Here is a 16,441-nt window from a genome sequence, read left to right as displayed (position 1 = left end):
ATCCATTGTCACTCGATTTGGTTAATCCTTTTAAATATACGGTTTACTAACCATATTGTTAATATAATTAAAATACATATAAAAGAAAATCCTACTATGGAGATAATAATTTCTTCCAAAGCAGGATTTCCATTTAAATATAGGGCAAAGCTACCTGCAGAAATAGTTATTAAAAGCGTTATAGATAAATCCAATAACTGCCTCAAAAAAGCTATTTCTTCCTTTAGCTTCTGCTCGTTCATTCTAATTTAGATCAGTATTCTCACTGGGTCTTCTAACAATCCTTTTAAAGTTTGTAAGAATGCTGAACCAACTGCTCCATCTACCACTCTATGGTCACAAGAAAGCGTTACCTTCATTACGTTTCCTGGAACCAATTGACCATCTTTCACCACAGCCGTTTGCTTGATCCCTCCTACTGCTAAAATACAAGCATCAGGTGGATTAATGATAGCCGTAAATTCTTCTACGCCAAACATCCCTAAGTTGGAAACAGTAAAGGTATTGCCTTCCCAATCTTTTGGCTCTAATTCTTTGTTTTTGGCTTTTTGTGCAAAATCTTTTGCTTCTGCTGCTATATGCGATAATGATTTATTATCAGCAAATCGAATCACTGGCACTAATAGACCTTCTTCTACCGCTACAGCCATACCCACATGGATATGCTGATTTCTTCTGATCTTATCTCCCATCCATGAGCTGTTGACTTTAGGATGTTGACGCAATGCAGATGCAACCGCCTTAATCACAATATCATTAAATGATATTTTTACCGGTGATAATTCATTGATGCTCTTTCTCGCTTCCATGGCTTTATCCATATTGATTTCCATGGTTACATAAAAGTGAGGAGCAGTAAACTTACTCTCAGATAGCCTTTTTGCGACCGTCTTTCTCATTTGAGAAACCTTCACTTCCTCATAGCTCTCCTCTCCAACAACTTGCGGAATATTGATTGCTTGTCCAGATGTAGCCTCTTTTTGAGGAGCTTCTGTAGATTTAGCTGTCGGTGTAAAGTTTTCAACATCAGATTTGATAATTCTACCATTTCCTCCAGAGCCTTCAACCTCTGCTAAGTCAATGCCTTTATCTTTTGCTATTTTTTTAGCTAATGGACTAGCAAAAATTCTTCCACTTTCTTTTCCGTTTTTCTGCTTATTGGCAGCTTCAGCAGGAGGAGTTGGCTTTGCACTTCCAGCATCAGATTTGCTTTCAGATGATTTTTTATCTTCGGTACTTTCTTTTTTCTCTTCTTTCGCCTCTTTCTCTCCACTACCTGAGGATTTTTGTTCATGGGCTTTGATTAATTTCTCATAATCAGCACCTTCTTCACCGATCACAGCAATAACGCCATCAATCGGAGCTGCGTCACCTTCTTTTATGCCGATGTACAATAAAGTACCATCTTCATAAGCTTCTAGCTCCATAGTGGCTTTATCAGTTTCCACTTCAGCTAAAATATCACCCGCTTCTACTTTATCTCCTTCTTTCTTCAACCAAGAAGCTATAACACCTTCCTCCATGGTATCGCTCATTTTTGGCATAGTGATCAAGGAAGCATTTACATCAGAAGCATCAATTTCCTCTCCTCCATCACCCTTAGATTCTTCTTTACTATCTGATTTCTCTTCAGATTTTTCAGAACTAGAGGAACTGCCTCCATTTTCAATTTCTTTCAACAATCCGTCAATATCCTCTCCTTTTTCACCAATGATGGCGATTACGCCTTCAATGGGAACGGCATCTCCTTCTTTAACTCCAATATGTAGAATAACACCGTCTTCATAAGACTCTAATTCCATGGTGGCTTTATCGGTTTCAACCTCAGCCAATACATCTCCTGATGATACTTCATCGCCCTCTTTAACTAACCATGAGGAAATTACGCCTTCCTCCATGGTGTCACTCATTTTGGGCATTTTTATTACTTCAGCCATATATGTATAATTCTTCTATTTCTAATAAACTTGTCAAAAATAATGGGAATTCATGCTTAATTCAAATTAATTGAAATAAAGTATTAAGAATACCCGAAAACTCTCTTAATGTTTAATAATAAAGCAAAATTAAAAAGCCCGCACCACTTAAGGAACGGGCTAAACAATAAAATTAAAATATTTTATTCCGAAGCTTCAGTAGCTTCTTTCTCATTATAAGCTTTATTCAAACCTTCGATTACTTCATTGGTGATTTCCAATCCTTCATTAGCATACAAAACGTCACTTCCTCTTGAGTAAGTCAATACTAATTGTAAATTATTATCATCACCGTATTCTTTTAAATAATCACTTATAGTTTTGTATAATTCATTATTTAACTCAGCCTCTTTCTGACGCAATTTTCTGGATAAATCCTCTTGATAAACTCTCAAGTTTTGTTGCTTCTTCATTAAATTTTCTTCCAAGGCTTTCCCTTGAGCCACAGTCAAATTCTGAGCTGTTCTTTGGAAATCATTGATTTCATTTTGCAAGCCTTGCGCCCTGTTTTGGTATTCTTTTTCATATTTTTGAGAAAGTTCTCCCAATTCTGACTCAATTTCTTTCATAAAATCATATTTGGCCAATAATGAATCAGAATGAACGTAAGCAATGGATACATTTTGATAAATTTTTTCATCTTTCTGTTCAGTAGAATTGCCTTCTTCTGCTTTTTCACTACCACTAAATTTGTCAATAAACAAATAGGCTACTGCAACGATTAAAATGATATTCAATACTAAGGATAAATTCTTCACGTGTTTTTGATTTTAAATTAGGTTTTAATAATGCTTGCAAAGTTAATCAAACATATTAAAGTGCAAAGTCTAATAAATTCAGATTAGAGTGATTTTTTTCCTTTATTTTCTTCTAGTTTATTGTTTTCCTTAAATTCATATAAAAACTGGTGATCGGGATTGGTGAAATTGTAGTGTTCACCATCATCTTCAAATTCCTCCTCTTCCCATTCTTTTTCAAAGTATAATTTCAGTTCTGCCTGTCCCGCAAACTCATTTTTCATCCATAGAGCTACCAATAATCCACTTAAAAGTCCCATTAAATGTGATTCCCACGAAATATGGCCATCCTGTGGCAATACTCCATAAAACATACCTCCATAAAGTAATAATACCACAAAAGAAAGTGCCAAAGAAGATTGATTTTTACGAAGCAATCCACTGAATAAAATAAAAGAAGCTATACCGTAAATCACGCCACTTGCCCCAATATGATAGGCTTCACGCGCAATGAGCCATACAAAAACTCCTGTCACAATATAGATGTAAAGCAGTGCCTTGAGGGCAATTTTATCATAAAAGAAAAACAGTATGATAATCAACAGCATGAGCGAAAAGCTGTTGGATAGCAAATGCAAAAAATCTCCATGGATGAATGGTGAGGTGAAAATCCCTATAGTGCCCAATAAATGTCTAGGCATAATACCAAAATGTGCAAAATTAGTAGCAAAGCCCCATTCCGCTGCTTTTACTAACCAAAGCAACAAAATAATGTAGCTACCGAAAACTACACTCTGCCGAAAAAGGGATTTTTCTTTGGACATACAATAAAGATACGAAATTCTTGAAAAAAGGTAGGGATTTTTAAAAGTAGATGTCTTGAGCCAGACGATATGTATTAGCATGCGCTTCGATAATATGAGCAATTTTTTCAGAATACCCACCTCCCATGCTTGCTACGACAGGAATTTCATTTTTAAAACACTGCTCAAAAACAATCTTATCCCGTTCTTTGCAACCCGCTATGGTCATTCCCAGTCTCCCTAATTTATCTGTAGCCAAAACATCCACTCCTGATTGAAAGAAAATAAAATCAGGTTCTTGCTCATCTATTAACTTAGGTAAAGTCTCTTTCAGAATTTTTAGATAAGTCTTATCATCCGTTTTATCTTCTAGTTCAATATCTAAATCCGAAATCTCCTTATGCATGGGGTAATTCCCTTTCCCGTGCATACTGAATGTAAAAACATCGGGATTATTTTGAAATATTTCCGCTGTTCCATTTCCTTGGTGAACATCTAAATCCACCACTAAGACCTTTTTTGATTTATTATTTTTGAGCAAATAATGAGCGGCAATGGCAATATCATTTAATAAGCAAAAGCCTTCTCCTCTATCTGTAAAAGCGTGATGTGTGCCGCCTGCAATATTCATGGCAACTCCATATTCCAAGGCAAAATTTGCTGCATCTATCGTGCCTTGATTAATAATTCTTTCTCTTTCTACCAAAGCTGCGGAGAGCGGGAAACCTGTTCTTCTTTCTTCTTTTCTACTTAAGGTCAGGTTTTTAAGTTTTTGCCAATATTCATCTTTATGAATTGCTAATATATCATTTTCAGAAAGTAAATCTGGGGCAAAGAAATTACTTTCCGTTAAGGTTCCTTCATAGATTAATTGTTCGGGCAATAATTCATATTTCTCCATCGGAAATCGATGGTTTTCTGGTAATGGGTGCGCGTATTCTTTTCTCCAGGCGATTTTGAGCATAAAAAAAGTGTTATTCGTAAAAATAACACTAGATCTTAAAGCTTGTTATAAAAATCTGATATCTTTAATTCTCATCGAACTCTTCTTCATTAGAAACAAAAGAATAAAGCGTATCGTCTAAATTCAAGTTATCGTCATTGAAGTCGTGAACGAACTTATTCATCACTTCATCTGTCACTTCTTCCACATTCAGTCCAATGTCCAAACCTATCCCATATTCACCGCCATTGTCCATATCCACATGTTCTTGAACTTTTACTAGCTCTTCATCTTCAATATCATCAATCATTTCGGCTATATAAAGGCCAATTTCTTCTTCTACGTCATCCAACGTTCTTAAATCACCATTTTCATCTTCTTGAAATTTGATGGGCTTAAAGTTTGGGAATTTTTGTGCTGCTTTATGTTCAGCCAATTCATATACTTCACTGGCATGATGTAATCTTAAAGTGTAAATGACAGCATCATAAATTACTTCCTTTCCTTCATACATTCCTGTAAAGCGAAAATGCTTATACTCATCATTATTGTCATCGGTATCCACCAAAACAAAATTATTCTTTTGCTGAGCAATTTTTTGCTTTAATTTTTCGATTTCTGAGGCATCGAAGCCCGGATTTTGAGCACTCATAGTTTACTGGTTTGCATTGAGGAAATAAATTACAATTTTTTTTCACAAAACACAATAAAATAAAAATTATTCACTCTTTTTACTAACTGCCTCAAAAATGCTATTCACTATAGCCAAAATCACACCAAATAAGAGGGCCCACCAGAAACCTTCCACATAGAATCCATCTACTACATAATCTGCCAGCATGATCATTAAAGCATTGATTACCAATAAGAAAAAACCTAATGTGAAAACAGTTACAGGAATTGTTAAAATAACTAAAAGAGGTTTTAGAGTAGCACTAAAAAGTGCCAAAAATAGCGACACAACCAAGGCATCAAAAAAACCTTCTACATGTGCACCAGGCAAAATATAGGAGGCGACAATTACGGAAAGTGATGATAATAATAACTTGATTAAAAAGTTCATTTGACAAAAAATTTATTAATGTGAAAATTAAAATATAGAAACAACAAAAAATTGATCCTCAATTCTAATAAACGGATATAAATCTCATGAATTTATATCATAAACCCAATTTAGAAATAACGTTCATTCAACACCTTTTGATGATGTTTCCAATGTCCCACTATTATATACCACAAACTTAAAATAGAAATTGGTTTACCGTCTGCTTGACCTTCCTTTTTTAGAATTTTATCAGGCATTGATTGAAATAAAGATAAATGACTTTTTCTTAAAAAATAAAACTCTTCTGCCATTTTTGATTTATTCTGACTGCAATATTGTGATGCTTCAGCATAATCATTTTCTGAAAAACCAGGCAAGGGAGCAGTTTCTCCCCTACTTAATGCTAATGCCCTAAACACCATTATTCTTTCAGTATCAATACAATGCTGAATAAGCTGAGCAACTGTCCACTTTCCTTTTTCGTAACGAAACTTCCATTTTTCGTCTGGAATATTGTTAATCAAGACAGAGATTTCACTAATCTGATGCTCAAGCTCGGTTTTAATGTCATTTTTGACTAAATCTGCGTAGCCTTGATAAAATGGTGCGTGTACTAAATTCATGCTTAAAATTAAACATTTATTCTTTAATGGCATCCATTTTCTTAGCTACTTCTTCAGCTTCGGCCATTTTCATATCAGCTTTTTTACGATCAATACTACTTAACTTGTGATATTCCGCTAGGAGCTTTTTGTACTCTTCGTTTAATTTCTCTTTTTCTGATTTTTTCTTAAATAATCCAAACATATATTTTTAATTTAATTGTTGCTTTGCTAACCTAAGCTATTTTATTTTGTTTGAATTACTTTCAATCCGTCTTTTAAAAATGACTTAATTTCTTCAGTTATATGAGGCATCTCCCCAACAGGAAATTTAATGCTCAATTTGATAAAGTTGGTATTTTGTAAATGATCATTGACTTCATGCGAACTTAATTCATTTAAGAGAACGTAATTATTTGATTTATAATGATATTCCCAGGGGGATGAATTCACGCAAAAATAAATGTTCTTAGCATTTTTGAAGTTATCAATCAATAAGTTGCCAAATTCTTTCAAAAATCTTCCTTGCAAATGAAAAGTAGCCGAAATAAAATGGCCCCAATAAAACATAATTCGGAAAGCCAATATATCTTCTTTCGTAAAAAAGGCAGGAAAATCAAGCATCATATAGGGCAATCGCTTATAATTTTCACCTTTTGAGATTTTACCTTGAGTTATATTTAATTCTTTAGGCAATCTGCCATGCAAAGGTCTAAGCTGTTGTCGGATTTCTCCTTGCATTTCTTCTAGAAAATCCCAGACCTTTTCCATCATCCTATATTTAATTAATAGAACAGTAGGGTCGGAAGCTAAATCTAATTCTTGAGTTGTGAATTTTGACATAAAAAAAAGAGTGGGATTCGCTAAACCCACCCTATCAAATTTTATTAAGAATTTTAAACCTGATCAGGCTTCTGAATGATTTTCAATACCACCTCATGCGGATCATTATCAGTATCGGTTATTTTAATTCTAACCATAGGGTTGTCTGCTTTAATATTATCTTCAACACCAATTATTTTAAATTGACTCAACTTGGCTTCAATTTCAGGAGCTAACTCCTTTATAGCCTTTGCAAACTCTACTTCAAGCTGACTTGGATTATATTGCTTTGTAATCATAGTTGTCTGTTTTTCTTAAATCTAATAATTTTAAAAGATAAATAATATCTTAGATTAGATAATTACCATCTGATAAGAGCAGATCCCCAAGTAAAGCCACTACCAAATGCCGCCAAGCATACTAAATCGCCCTCTTTTATTTTACCTTCATGCCAAGCCTCACTTAATGCAATGGGAATGGAAGCTGCAGTAGTATTGCCATATTTTTGGATATTGTTATATACTTTATCATCCGTCAATCCCATTTTAGATTGAATGAATTTTGAAATACGTAAATTTGCTTGATGTGGCACTAACATATCAATATCAGAAGATTTTAAACTATTAGCCTCTAGTGCTTCATTTATCACTTCCTGAAAACGGACCACAGCATGCTTGAAAACCATGTTTCCGTTCATATAGACTTTATAACCTGAAGTATCTAATATCTGCTCAGGCTGTCTTTCTTCTCTTGGACGACTACTTCCGGGGTCTTTCACATATAATTCTTCGGCATAAGTTCCTTCAGCATGTAAATGTGTGGATAAAACCCCTTGCTCATCGGTAGCACTCATAATAGCAACCCCTACTCCATCACCAAAAATTACAGCAGTAGAGCGCCCTCTGTCCGACATATCAATGGCTGTAGATTGAATTTCTCCTCCTACTACCATAATATTTTTATACATACCCGTTTTAATGAATTGATCCGCAACAGACAAACTATAAACAAATCCAGAACATGCATTTCTGATATCTAGACAACCAATGGTACCCATCCCCATTTCTCTTTGTAGCAGTACACTGGAGCCTGGAAAAAAATAATCTGGCGTGATACTGGCAAAAATGATAAAATCAATGTCCTCATTTTTCAATTTCGCATTTTTAAGCGCCATATCAGCCGCTTTTTTTGCCATTTTTGCTAAAGATTCCTCAATTTCGGGGTCAAAAAATCTTCTTTCTTTGATCCCAGTTCTTTCCGTTATCCATTCATCGGTGGTATCAATCCACTTGGCAATATCATCATTGGTCACCACAGTTTGAGGCACAGCATGACCCAAGCCTACTATTTTTGAATTTTTCATAATTAATTACTCGTTTCCTTTTCCTAATGCATTTAAAATGCAAATATTTTCAAAATGCGACCCAATATAGAGCAATAATGATTTCTAATCAAAAATAGTAGTCATGCAGAGTATCTTTTTGGCTATATGAATTAATATAAACTACTCTTCAAACCATGTTTTGTAAAGCGTGTAATTTTTAGCCGTCCTACTAAATATTTCTGATAGTTCGCCCTCAATTTTCTTAACCTTTTTGGCTGGAACACCTGCATAGATATAGCCAGATTCAACTATAGTATTTTCTAAAACCACAGCTCCTGCCGCTACGATTGAATTGGATTGTACAACTGCATTATCCATTACAATTGCCCCCATGCCTACCAATGCGGCATCTTCAATAATGCAACCATGAACGATGGCTTTATGCCCTATGGAAACTTTATTTCCAATAGTAGTAGAAGCTTTTTGGTATGTGCAATGAATAACAGCCCCATCTTGGATATTAGTTTCATCTCCTATTGTTATACTATTGACATCTCCCCTTACCACAGCACTCCACCAGATACTACAAGACTTACCGATTACAACATCTCCTACTATCACCGCATTATCTGCTATGTAAGTATTCTCACCAATTTGAGGAGTTTTTCCTTCACATTTTTTAATTATTCCCATTTTTCTATAAATTTATTAATCTGTGTATCAACATTTGATGTTTTTGTAATTTATAATAATTTTGCAAACATTATAAAAACCTAGCCGTTATCCGAGTAGATAATTAAAAACCACTAATCTATGAAAATTTTAAAAACATCAAGTGCATTAGCATTAGCAATAATATTGGCTGTCGCATGTACATCAAATCCTAAAGGAGATGAGGCAAAAGTAAGCGAAGCCGAAGAAGTAAGCCAAGCTGAAGGAATGGAAATTTCAGTTTCAAGTGATGAAGCGGATATGGAATTCGTAGGTACAAAACCTACAGGAAGGCATTATGGTAATATTGCTTTAACTGATGGTTCCATCACAATAAAAGATGGAAAAGTAACAGGTGGGAAATTTGTTTTCGACTTAAATCAAATTACCATCACTGATTTAAAGGATGATAAAGAAAATCATGATAAATTGGTTGGGCATTTACAATCAGATGATTTCTTTGATGCAAAAAATCACCCGCAAGTTACTTTTGAATTGGTTTCTGTTAAGTCCTTAAACCCTGAGAAAACAGCTGATAATTATGATTCTTATCAGGACGATATGGAGCAACCAGCCGAAGATGAAAAAATCATGGAATTACCTCAGTTTGAGCTAGAAGGTGCTACTCATGAAGTTACTGGTAATTTAACCATGAGAGGTAAAACTTTAGCCATTACAGTTCCTGCAAAAATCGAGGTTGCTGACAATGGCGTGCAGGCTTTTACAAACTTCAGCATTGACAGAACTAAATGGGGATTAATGTATGGAGATGAATCCAAAGCGGTTGATAAAGCAAAAGATCAATTTATTTATAATAAAGTAGGTATTGGATTTAATATTGATGCTAAGGCAGAAAATATGTAATTCAATATTGAAAAGAAGCTATTTGAAGGTTGCTAAAATTTTTTAGCAACCTTTTTTTATGCATTTTTGCGGGTATAAATCTACTGATTGAAATCTACAAAAATCAACATATCTTCATTTCCGAATTATTGGAAAAATTTATCAAACTGGAGCAATCGGTTTCAGTATGTGGCCATACTATATCCACAACAAATTACCCAATATCCATTTGGGGCTTTTCCGAAATGCATAGCCGTAGGAAATAAAAAATTAAATCTTAATCCACCCTATTTTCAATCCTTAAAGGAATTTTTACAGAAAAATCCTGATAAAAACTTATATGGATACCTTGGATATGACTTAAAAAATGAATTAGAAAAACTTAATAGTGATAATCCTTCTTCTATAGATTGGAGTCCCATGAGTTTCTTTGAGCCAACATGTATCATAAGGTTTGAAAACAATGAAATTACCATAGAAAGTAATGATTTAGAATATTTCCAAAAGGATATTCAAAAGGTTTTATCGCAAGAAAAAGAAGAAAATATTTTTACACCTTCCATCAAGAATCTACAAAGCTGGACTAGTAAAAAAGATTATATTAAAACAGTAAAAACATTAAGGCAACACATTGAAGAAGGGGATATTTACGAAATCAATTATTGCATCAACTTCTCAGCATCTGTCAAAAATTTTGATGCGCTTCAAATATTCCAGAAATTAAGTAAAGAATCCCCTGCCCCTTTTGCTTCATTCCTTAAAATGGATAAGCAATATATTATTTCAGCCTCTCCTGAGCGCTTTATTAAATTAAAAGATAATAAAATCATCAGTCAGCCTATAAAAGGAACTGCTAGAAGAGGTAGAACGGAATCAGAAGATTTAGAAAACAAAGACCGCTTATCGGAAAGTGAAAAGGAACGTGCTGAAAATATGATGATTGTGGATTTGGTACGGAATGATTTGGCTAAATCTGGCAAAACAGGTAGCGTAAAAGTTGAAGAAATATTCGGTATTTACAGCTTCCAACAAGTTCATCAGATGATCAGTACTATTTCTGCCATAAAGAAAAAAGAAATCCATCCAGTAGATATTATTAAAAATGCTTTTCCAATGGGAAGTATGACAGGTGCTCCCAAAATAAGTGCCATGGAATTGATAGAGCAATATGAAAACAGCAAAAGAAATGTATTTTCAGGTAGTATAGGCTATTTTAATGGGGAAAATCAATTTGATTTTAATGTGCTCATTCGTAGCATTTATTATGATGAGCAAACCCAAACAATAAATTATCAAGTTGGTAGCGCTATTACCTATGATTCAGATGCTGAAGCTGAATACGAAGAATGTTTATTGAAAGCCAAAGCAATTGAAAAAACACTGGGAATTATTTAGAATTTCATATCATGGCTATTTGGCCCATAACTTGTCCTAATCCAATGAAATGAATTGAATGACCTTAAAAAATAAATGGAAAATCTACTGCCATAATGTCATTTCCCAAAATTATTGGCTACCTTTGCTCTTTAATAATTAACACAACACAAAGCACTTTATAAATATAAAATATGAGTGAATTGATTAAGGATTTGGACATCATTGCAGAAGAAACCAAAACGGATGAATCTTGTGCTGTTCAAGTATCAAAAGAGGAAAACACAGGCAAAAGCCGAAAATTATATATTGAAAGCTACGGTTGTCAGATGAATTTCTCTGATAGTGAAATCGTAACATCCATTATGAAAGAAAATGGTTTTGACACCACCAATGATTTCAATAATGCAGATGTAATTTTCCTAAACACTTGCTCCATTAGAGAAAAAGCTGAACTAACTGTTAGAAAAAGATTAACGGATTTTAATAAAGTGAAAGCCAGCAAGCCAGAAATGCAAATTGGTGTATTGGGTTGCATGGCAGAGCGATTGAAAACCAAGCTTTTAGAAGAGGAAAAAATAGTGGACATAGTAGCGGGACCCGACTCCTACCGAGATTTACCCAACTTAGTAAAAACAGTGGATGATGGAGAGAAAGCGGTCAATACTTTCCTTAGCAGAGAAGAAACTTATGCAGACATAAGCCCCGTAAGATTAAATTCAAATGGTGTTACAGCCTTCATATCTATCATGAGAGGATGTGATAATATGTGTTCATTCTGCGTAGTGCCATTCACCAGAGGCAGAGAAAGAAGCCGTGATCCCTATTCCATCGTGAAAGAAGCACAAGATTTATTTGATAAAGGGTATAGAGAAGTCACTTTATTGGGCCAGAACGTAGATTCTTATAAGTGGTCGGAAGAAATCAACAATAAAGCAAGATTAGAGAAAATTGAAAAGAAAGAAGAAGTTGAGGTGATCAATTTTGCCAATTTAATTGAAATGGTAGCCAATGTTTCTCCTGACTTGAGAGTAAGATTCTCAACCTCCCACCCAAAAGATATTACGGATGAAGTATTGCATACGATGAAGAAATACGAAAACATCTGCAAATACATCCATTTACCTGCTCAAAGCGGTAATTCAAGAATTTTGAAAATGATGAACCGTACTTATGACAGAGATTGGTACATCAATAGAGTCGATGCCATAAGAGATATTTTAGGTGAAGAATGCGGTATTTCTTCCGATATGATTGCAGGCTTCTGTTCAGAAACTGAGGAAGAACATCAAGATACTTTGACATTGATGGATTACGTAAAATATGATTTCTCTTATATGTTTTTCTATTCCGAAAGACCAGGGACATTAGCGGAAAAAAGATATGAAGATGATATCCCATTAGATATAAAGAAAAAAAGGCTACAGGAAATCATCAACAAGCAAAGAGCACATTCACTGGAAAGAAATCAATTGGATTTAAATAAAGTACACAAAGTTTTGGTTGAGGGCACTTCCAAAAGATCAGATGAGCAACTCCAAGGAAGAAATACAGCCAATAAGGTGGTAATTTTCCCAAGAGAAAACTACCAAAAGGGAGATTATGTTGATGTATTGGTAGAAGAATGCACAGGTGCAACATTGATTGGTAAGGCGGTTTAAAATATTTTGCTTTGGACATACAAACTATTAAAAATAGATTCGGCATAATCGGTAATTCCGATCATTTAAACTTTGCCATCAAGGTAGCCATGCAGGTTGCTCCAACTGATATGACCGTGCTCATAACAGGTGAAAGTGGTGTAGGTAAGGAATCCTTTTCCAAAATTATTCATCAATTAAGTGCGAGAAAACATGGGCAATTTATTGCTGTAAACTGTGGGGCAATTCCTGAAGGAACCATTGACTCAGAGCTTTTCGGTCATGAAAAAGGATCTTTCACTGGGGCTTATGATTCCAGAAAAGGGTATTTTGAAGTAACAGATGGAGGAACAATCTTTTTGGATGAAATAGGTGAAATGCCCTTGCCAACTCAATCGCGTCTTTTGAGGGTTTTGGAAAATGGAGAATACATCCGTGTGGGTTCTTCTAAAGTAATGAAGACTGATGTAAGGGTTGTAGCCGCCACTAACGTCAACCTTATTCAAGCCGTTGAGAAAGGAAAGTTTAGAGAAGACTTATATTACAGACTAAACACTGTCCCGATTTTTGTACCACCTTTACGGGATAGAGGAGAAGATATCGAATTATTGTTTAGAAAATTCACATCAGATTTTGCCGAAAAACATCATGTTAACCCTATAAAATTAACAGCTGAAGCCAAACAGGCCTTAATGTCCTATCGCTATCCGGGCAATATCCGTCAACTAAAGAATTTGGCCGATCAAATTTCCCTTTTGGAAATGGAGCGAGAGGTTGATAAAGATATTTTATTAAAATATTTACCTCAGGAAGGCAATATGATGCCTGCTTTGTATAAAAACCAAGATAGCTCAAGCGGAGCAAAAGATAATTTTTCGGAAAGGGATATATTATATAAAATTCTTTTTGATATGCGAAATGATGTGGAAGAGCTTAAAAAGTTAGTCCACAATGTACTGAAAAATGAAAATTACGGTGAAGAGATTCTTAAGGATAATGAGGATTTATTTGAAGTAAAACAAAATGAATTTAAAGAAAATGCTGAAGGCTTAAGAACCCCTTATTTATTAGATAGCAGGAAAACGGATAATGATGAAGACGCTAGCGACCATTTTAATTTAGAAGATTACCAAGATGCCGAACATGAAGTAGAAGAAGAATCATTGTCGCTTGAAAAAAAGGAAAAAGAGATGATAGAAAGAGCCCTTTCTAAAAATCAGAATAAAAGAAAATATGCGGCACGGGATTTGGGTATATCAGAGCGTACGTTATACAGAAAAATTAAGCAATATGACCTTTAAAAGTATATTAACATTTCTATTTTTGGCAATATTCACCAGTAGCTGTGGGGTTTATAGTTTTACAGGAGCCTCTATTTCACCTGACATTAAAACAATGTCTATCCAGTATTTTTATAATGACTCAGGAAATGGGCCACCCAATTTACAGCAAACTTTTACAGAAAAAATCAGGGATTATTATCAACAAAATACTAGTTTAGAGTTGGTTGACTCAAATGGTGACTTGCAGCTTGAAGGATCAATCACTAATTACACCGTGAGGCCAATTGCTGTTACTGCTTCAGGAAATCCTGAATTGCAAGATGCGGCTGGAGCGCAAAGATTGGAGATAACGGTAAAGGTTAGTTATGTTAACACAAAAGATGAGGTATTCAATTTCGAAAATAAATCATTTAAATTCTATGATGATTTCGATGCCACATCAAACACCCTTACTGCAGTAGAAGATCAGTTGATAGAAACCATTACAGATCAGATTATTTTAGATATATTTAATGCATCAGTAGCAAATTGGTAAAATTTTGTAACTTTAATTCTTAAAATAGAACCAAGTGGACAAACAAAGGCTTACAACCCTCATTAACCAACCAGAAAAATTAGAAGAAAATGACTTCAGAGATTTGAATGATCTGAAGAAAGAATTCCCCTATTTTCAAGCCTTATCTCCTTTAATTACCTTAGGTTCTAAAAAATATTCTCCTGAATCCGAAAAAAAATGTCTTCAAACATCTGCTATATATGCATTGGACAGAAAACATCTTAAAGAAATTTTAACTCAAGATTACCAATCAAATGTAACTGAATCGAAAGAATCTCCTCAAAAAGAATCAACAATTCCACAAGAAAAAAATAAAGTTGTGGAGGCTCCTTTTGAAGGATATAAGACTAAAAGTACGGTCGAAACCGATTCAACTTCCGATTTAAAAACTAAGCCAATTTCAGAAACTTCCCATTTACCCGATTCTTTCTTTGAAGAATTATTTAAAGATATGGAAGCTTTGAAGGAGGAGAAGGAAAATTATCAAAAAACATTAGAGAAATTTGAGGCTAAAAAGCCAACCTCAAAGCCAAAAACGGCCACTAACAAAAAAACTACTAAGAAGCCCGCTAGCTCTAAAACCTCTACTACGAAAAAGGTTGCAAGTAAGAAAACTACCGCTAAAAGTACTGCTAAAAAAACAAGCACTGCCAAAACAGCAAGTAGAACAAAAGCAAGTCCTAAAAAGGCAAGCCCAGCAAAAACAAGTTCTAAAAAATCTACTGCTGCAAAAAAAACTGACACAACTAAATCTACATCAAAGAAACCAAAAAAAGATGAACATGATATAATTGAGGAAATAACCTCAAGAAAAGAATTAAAAATAAGCGATGCCCACAAAAAAGAGCAATTGGACATCATCAATAACTTTATTCAAAAAGAGCCCGTTCTTACCAAAAGAATAGACCCTGATAATCAGTCAAATAAGCAGGAAGCAGAAGATCTATCAGCCAATAGCACCAATCTTTCGGACGATGTAGTTTCGGAAACTTTGGCAAAATTGATGATAAAACAAGGGAGAAAGCAAAAAGCAATTGATATTTACAAGAAATTAATTTGGAAATTTCCACAAAAAAAGACGTACTTTGTCGAAATTATAGATGAGTTAAAAAAAGAATCATAAATACATGTTAACATTATTAATTACTTTAATCATTTTAGTAGCCATTTTATTGGTATTGGTTGTATTGGCTCAAAATTCTAAAGGCGGTGGTTTATCCAGCCAATTTGGAGGTTCTGGAGCTAGTCAGGTTGTGGGTGTAAAAAGAACCGGTGATATTTTAGAAAAAATCACTTGGGTTTTGGCTATCAGCTTGGTGGTATTAAGCTTAGCTTCTTCTTTTGTAATTAAAACCACGACAGTTGACACAGGCTTTACAAGTCCTAACATTGAAAAAGCCCAAGATGAAACTTTACTTCCAGGAATGGAAGGTGGCGGACAAGAAGAAGGACTATTGCCTCCAGCAGAAGGTGAAGGAAATACTGAAGGTCAAGAAGATGGAAATCAAGAATTGATTGAAGGACTTCAAGAAGATACTGAAGAAGGAAATTCAGAAGAATAATTTAATTTAGCACTAATGCTATTAAAAAGGGAATCCGAAAGGTTTCCCTTTTTTTTGTTCCAATCAATTAATGTCTATATTTATTACAAAGACTGGTAGATGAGATTCTTATTAAGCTTCATATTGCTTTTATGCCTGGCAGTAAATCCTCAAAACTTATTTTCTTAAAATTTAAGTGAGAATCAAGAAAAAGACACCTACTCTAATTTTCAAAATTATC

20 protein-coding genes are annotated in these 16,441 nt (G+C 34.4%); 7 read left to right on the top strand and 13 right to left on the bottom strand.

Translation table 11 applies throughout. The annotated features are described in order from the left end of the window. Positions 1 to 8: 8 nt before the first annotated feature. The 13 genes from ACFE0M_RS12905 to ACFE0M_RS12845 all read right to left on the bottom strand — a co-directional run bounded on the left by ACFE0M_RS12905 (position 9) and on the right by ACFE0M_RS12845 (position 8,945). Positions 9 to 242 carry a hypothetical protein gene (locus tag ACFE0M_RS12905; protein ID WP_434546188.1) on the bottom strand — a complete coding sequence of 78 codons (234 nt, stop codon included), beginning with the start codon at positions 240 to 242 and terminating at the stop codon, positions 9 to 11. Positions 243 to 248: 6 nt separating this feature from the next. Then, positions 249 to 1,937, bottom strand: coding sequence for a pyruvate dehydrogenase complex dihydrolipoamide acetyltransferase (locus tag ACFE0M_RS12900; RefSeq protein WP_434546187.1), 1,689 nt, complete (start codon positions 1,935 to 1,937; stop codon positions 249 to 251). A gap of 182 nt (positions 1,938 to 2,119) precedes the next feature. After that, positions 2,120 to 2,734: an OmpH family outer membrane protein gene (locus ACFE0M_RS12895; RefSeq protein ID WP_434546186.1), complete on the bottom strand. Its 615-nt coding sequence runs from the start codon at positions 2,732 to 2,734 to the stop codon at positions 2,120 to 2,122. A gap of 83 nt (positions 2,735 to 2,817) precedes the next feature. Next, a complete protein-coding gene (locus tag ACFE0M_RS12890) occupies positions 2,818 to 3,537 on the bottom strand; it encodes a rhomboid family intramembrane serine protease (protein ID WP_434546185.1) in 720 nt (239 codons plus the stop codon). A 40-nt stretch (positions 3,538 to 3,577) separates the two neighbouring features. Further along, positions 3,578 to 4,480 carry a histone deacetylase family protein gene (locus tag ACFE0M_RS12885; protein WP_434546184.1) on the bottom strand — a complete coding sequence of 301 codons (903 nt, stop codon included), beginning with the start codon at positions 4,478 to 4,480 and terminating at the stop codon, positions 3,578 to 3,580. A 64-nt stretch (positions 4,481 to 4,544) separates the two neighbouring features. Beyond that, entirely contained in the window at positions 4,545 to 5,111 is a 567-nt protein-coding gene (locus ACFE0M_RS12880) for a hypothetical protein (protein ID WP_434546183.1), read from the bottom strand. A 66-nt stretch (positions 5,112 to 5,177) separates the two neighbouring features. Then, positions 5,178 to 5,522, bottom strand: a complete 345-nt coding sequence (locus ACFE0M_RS12875; protein ID WP_434546182.1) for a phage holin family protein — start codon at positions 5,520 to 5,522, stop codon at positions 5,178 to 5,180. Positions 5,523 to 5,632: 110 nt separating this feature from the next. Then, positions 5,633 to 6,127: a DinB family protein gene (locus tag ACFE0M_RS12870; RefSeq protein ID WP_434546181.1), complete on the bottom strand. Its 495-nt coding sequence runs from the start codon at positions 6,125 to 6,127 to the stop codon at positions 5,633 to 5,635. A 16-nt stretch (positions 6,128 to 6,143) separates the two neighbouring features. Continuing rightward, positions 6,144 to 6,311, bottom strand: a complete 168-nt coding sequence (locus tag ACFE0M_RS12865) for a Lacal_2735 family protein (RefSeq protein ID WP_434546180.1) — start codon at positions 6,309 to 6,311, stop codon at positions 6,144 to 6,146. 41 nt (positions 6,312 to 6,352) lie between these two features. Beyond that, entirely contained in the window at positions 6,353 to 6,949 is a 597-nt protein-coding gene (locus ACFE0M_RS12860; protein WP_434546179.1) for a hypothetical protein, read from the bottom strand. A 53-nt stretch (positions 6,950 to 7,002) separates the two neighbouring features. Continuing rightward, a complete protein-coding gene (locus ACFE0M_RS12855) occupies positions 7,003 to 7,227 on the bottom strand; it encodes a hypothetical protein (protein WP_434546178.1) in 225 nt (74 codons plus the stop codon). A 62-nt stretch (positions 7,228 to 7,289) separates the two neighbouring features. Continuing rightward, complete coding sequence (locus tag ACFE0M_RS12850; RefSeq protein WP_434546177.1) at positions 7,290 to 8,291, bottom strand: 3-oxoacyl-ACP synthase III family protein; 1,002 nt, start codon at positions 8,289 to 8,291, stop codon at positions 7,290 to 7,292. Between the two features lie 141 nt (positions 8,292 to 8,432). Next, complete coding sequence (locus ACFE0M_RS12845) at positions 8,433 to 8,945, bottom strand: gamma carbonic anhydrase family protein (protein ID WP_434546176.1); 513 nt, start codon at positions 8,943 to 8,945, stop codon at positions 8,433 to 8,435. Between the two features lie 120 nt (positions 8,946 to 9,065). On the opposite strand from ACFE0M_RS12845, the gene ACFE0M_RS12840 reads away from it, so the two are divergent. The 7 genes from ACFE0M_RS12840 (at position 9,066) to secG (ending at position 16,221) form a co-directional block, all read left to right on the top strand. Then, positions 9,066 to 9,827, top strand: a complete 762-nt coding sequence (locus ACFE0M_RS12840) for a YceI family protein (RefSeq protein WP_434546175.1) — start codon at positions 9,066 to 9,068, stop codon at positions 9,825 to 9,827. A gap of 87 nt (positions 9,828 to 9,914) precedes the next feature. Further along, positions 9,915 to 11,201 carry an aminodeoxychorismate synthase component I gene (gene pabB / locus ACFE0M_RS12835; RefSeq protein ID WP_434546174.1) on the top strand — a complete coding sequence of 429 codons (1,287 nt, stop codon included), beginning with the start codon at positions 9,915 to 9,917 and terminating at the stop codon, positions 11,199 to 11,201. A gap of 173 nt (positions 11,202 to 11,374) precedes the next feature. Continuing rightward, positions 11,375 to 12,841: a tRNA (N6-isopentenyl adenosine(37)-C2)-methylthiotransferase MiaB gene (miaB, locus tag ACFE0M_RS12830; RefSeq protein WP_434546173.1), complete on the top strand. Its 1,467-nt coding sequence runs from the start codon at positions 11,375 to 11,377 to the stop codon at positions 12,839 to 12,841. A gap of 11 nt (positions 12,842 to 12,852) precedes the next feature. Next, entirely contained in the window at positions 12,853 to 14,121 is a 1,269-nt protein-coding gene (locus ACFE0M_RS12825) for a sigma-54 interaction domain-containing protein (RefSeq protein ID WP_434546172.1), read from the top strand. Next, positions 14,111 to 14,638, top strand: coding sequence for an LPS assembly lipoprotein LptE (gene lptE, locus ACFE0M_RS12820; RefSeq protein ID WP_434546171.1), 528 nt, complete (start codon positions 14,111 to 14,113; stop codon positions 14,636 to 14,638). The genes ACFE0M_RS12825 and lptE overlap by 11 nt, the downstream gene beginning before the upstream one ends. Positions 14,639 to 14,672: 34 nt before the next feature. Further along, positions 14,673 to 15,782, top strand: a complete 1,110-nt coding sequence (locus ACFE0M_RS12815; RefSeq protein ID WP_434546170.1) for a hypothetical protein — start codon at positions 14,673 to 14,675, stop codon at positions 15,780 to 15,782. Between the two features lie 4 nt (positions 15,783 to 15,786). Beyond that, positions 15,787 to 16,221, top strand: a complete 435-nt coding sequence (gene secG / locus ACFE0M_RS12810; protein ID WP_434546169.1) for a preprotein translocase subunit SecG — start codon at positions 15,787 to 15,789, stop codon at positions 16,219 to 16,221. The last annotated feature ends 220 nt before the right edge of the window (positions 16,222 to 16,441 follow it).

Source organism: Marivirga sp. (assembly GCF_051117495.1).
GTDB lineage: Bacteria > Bacteroidota > Bacteroidia > Cytophagales > Cyclobacteriaceae > Marivirga.
This window is presented reverse-complemented; position numbering and strand designations above follow the sequence as displayed.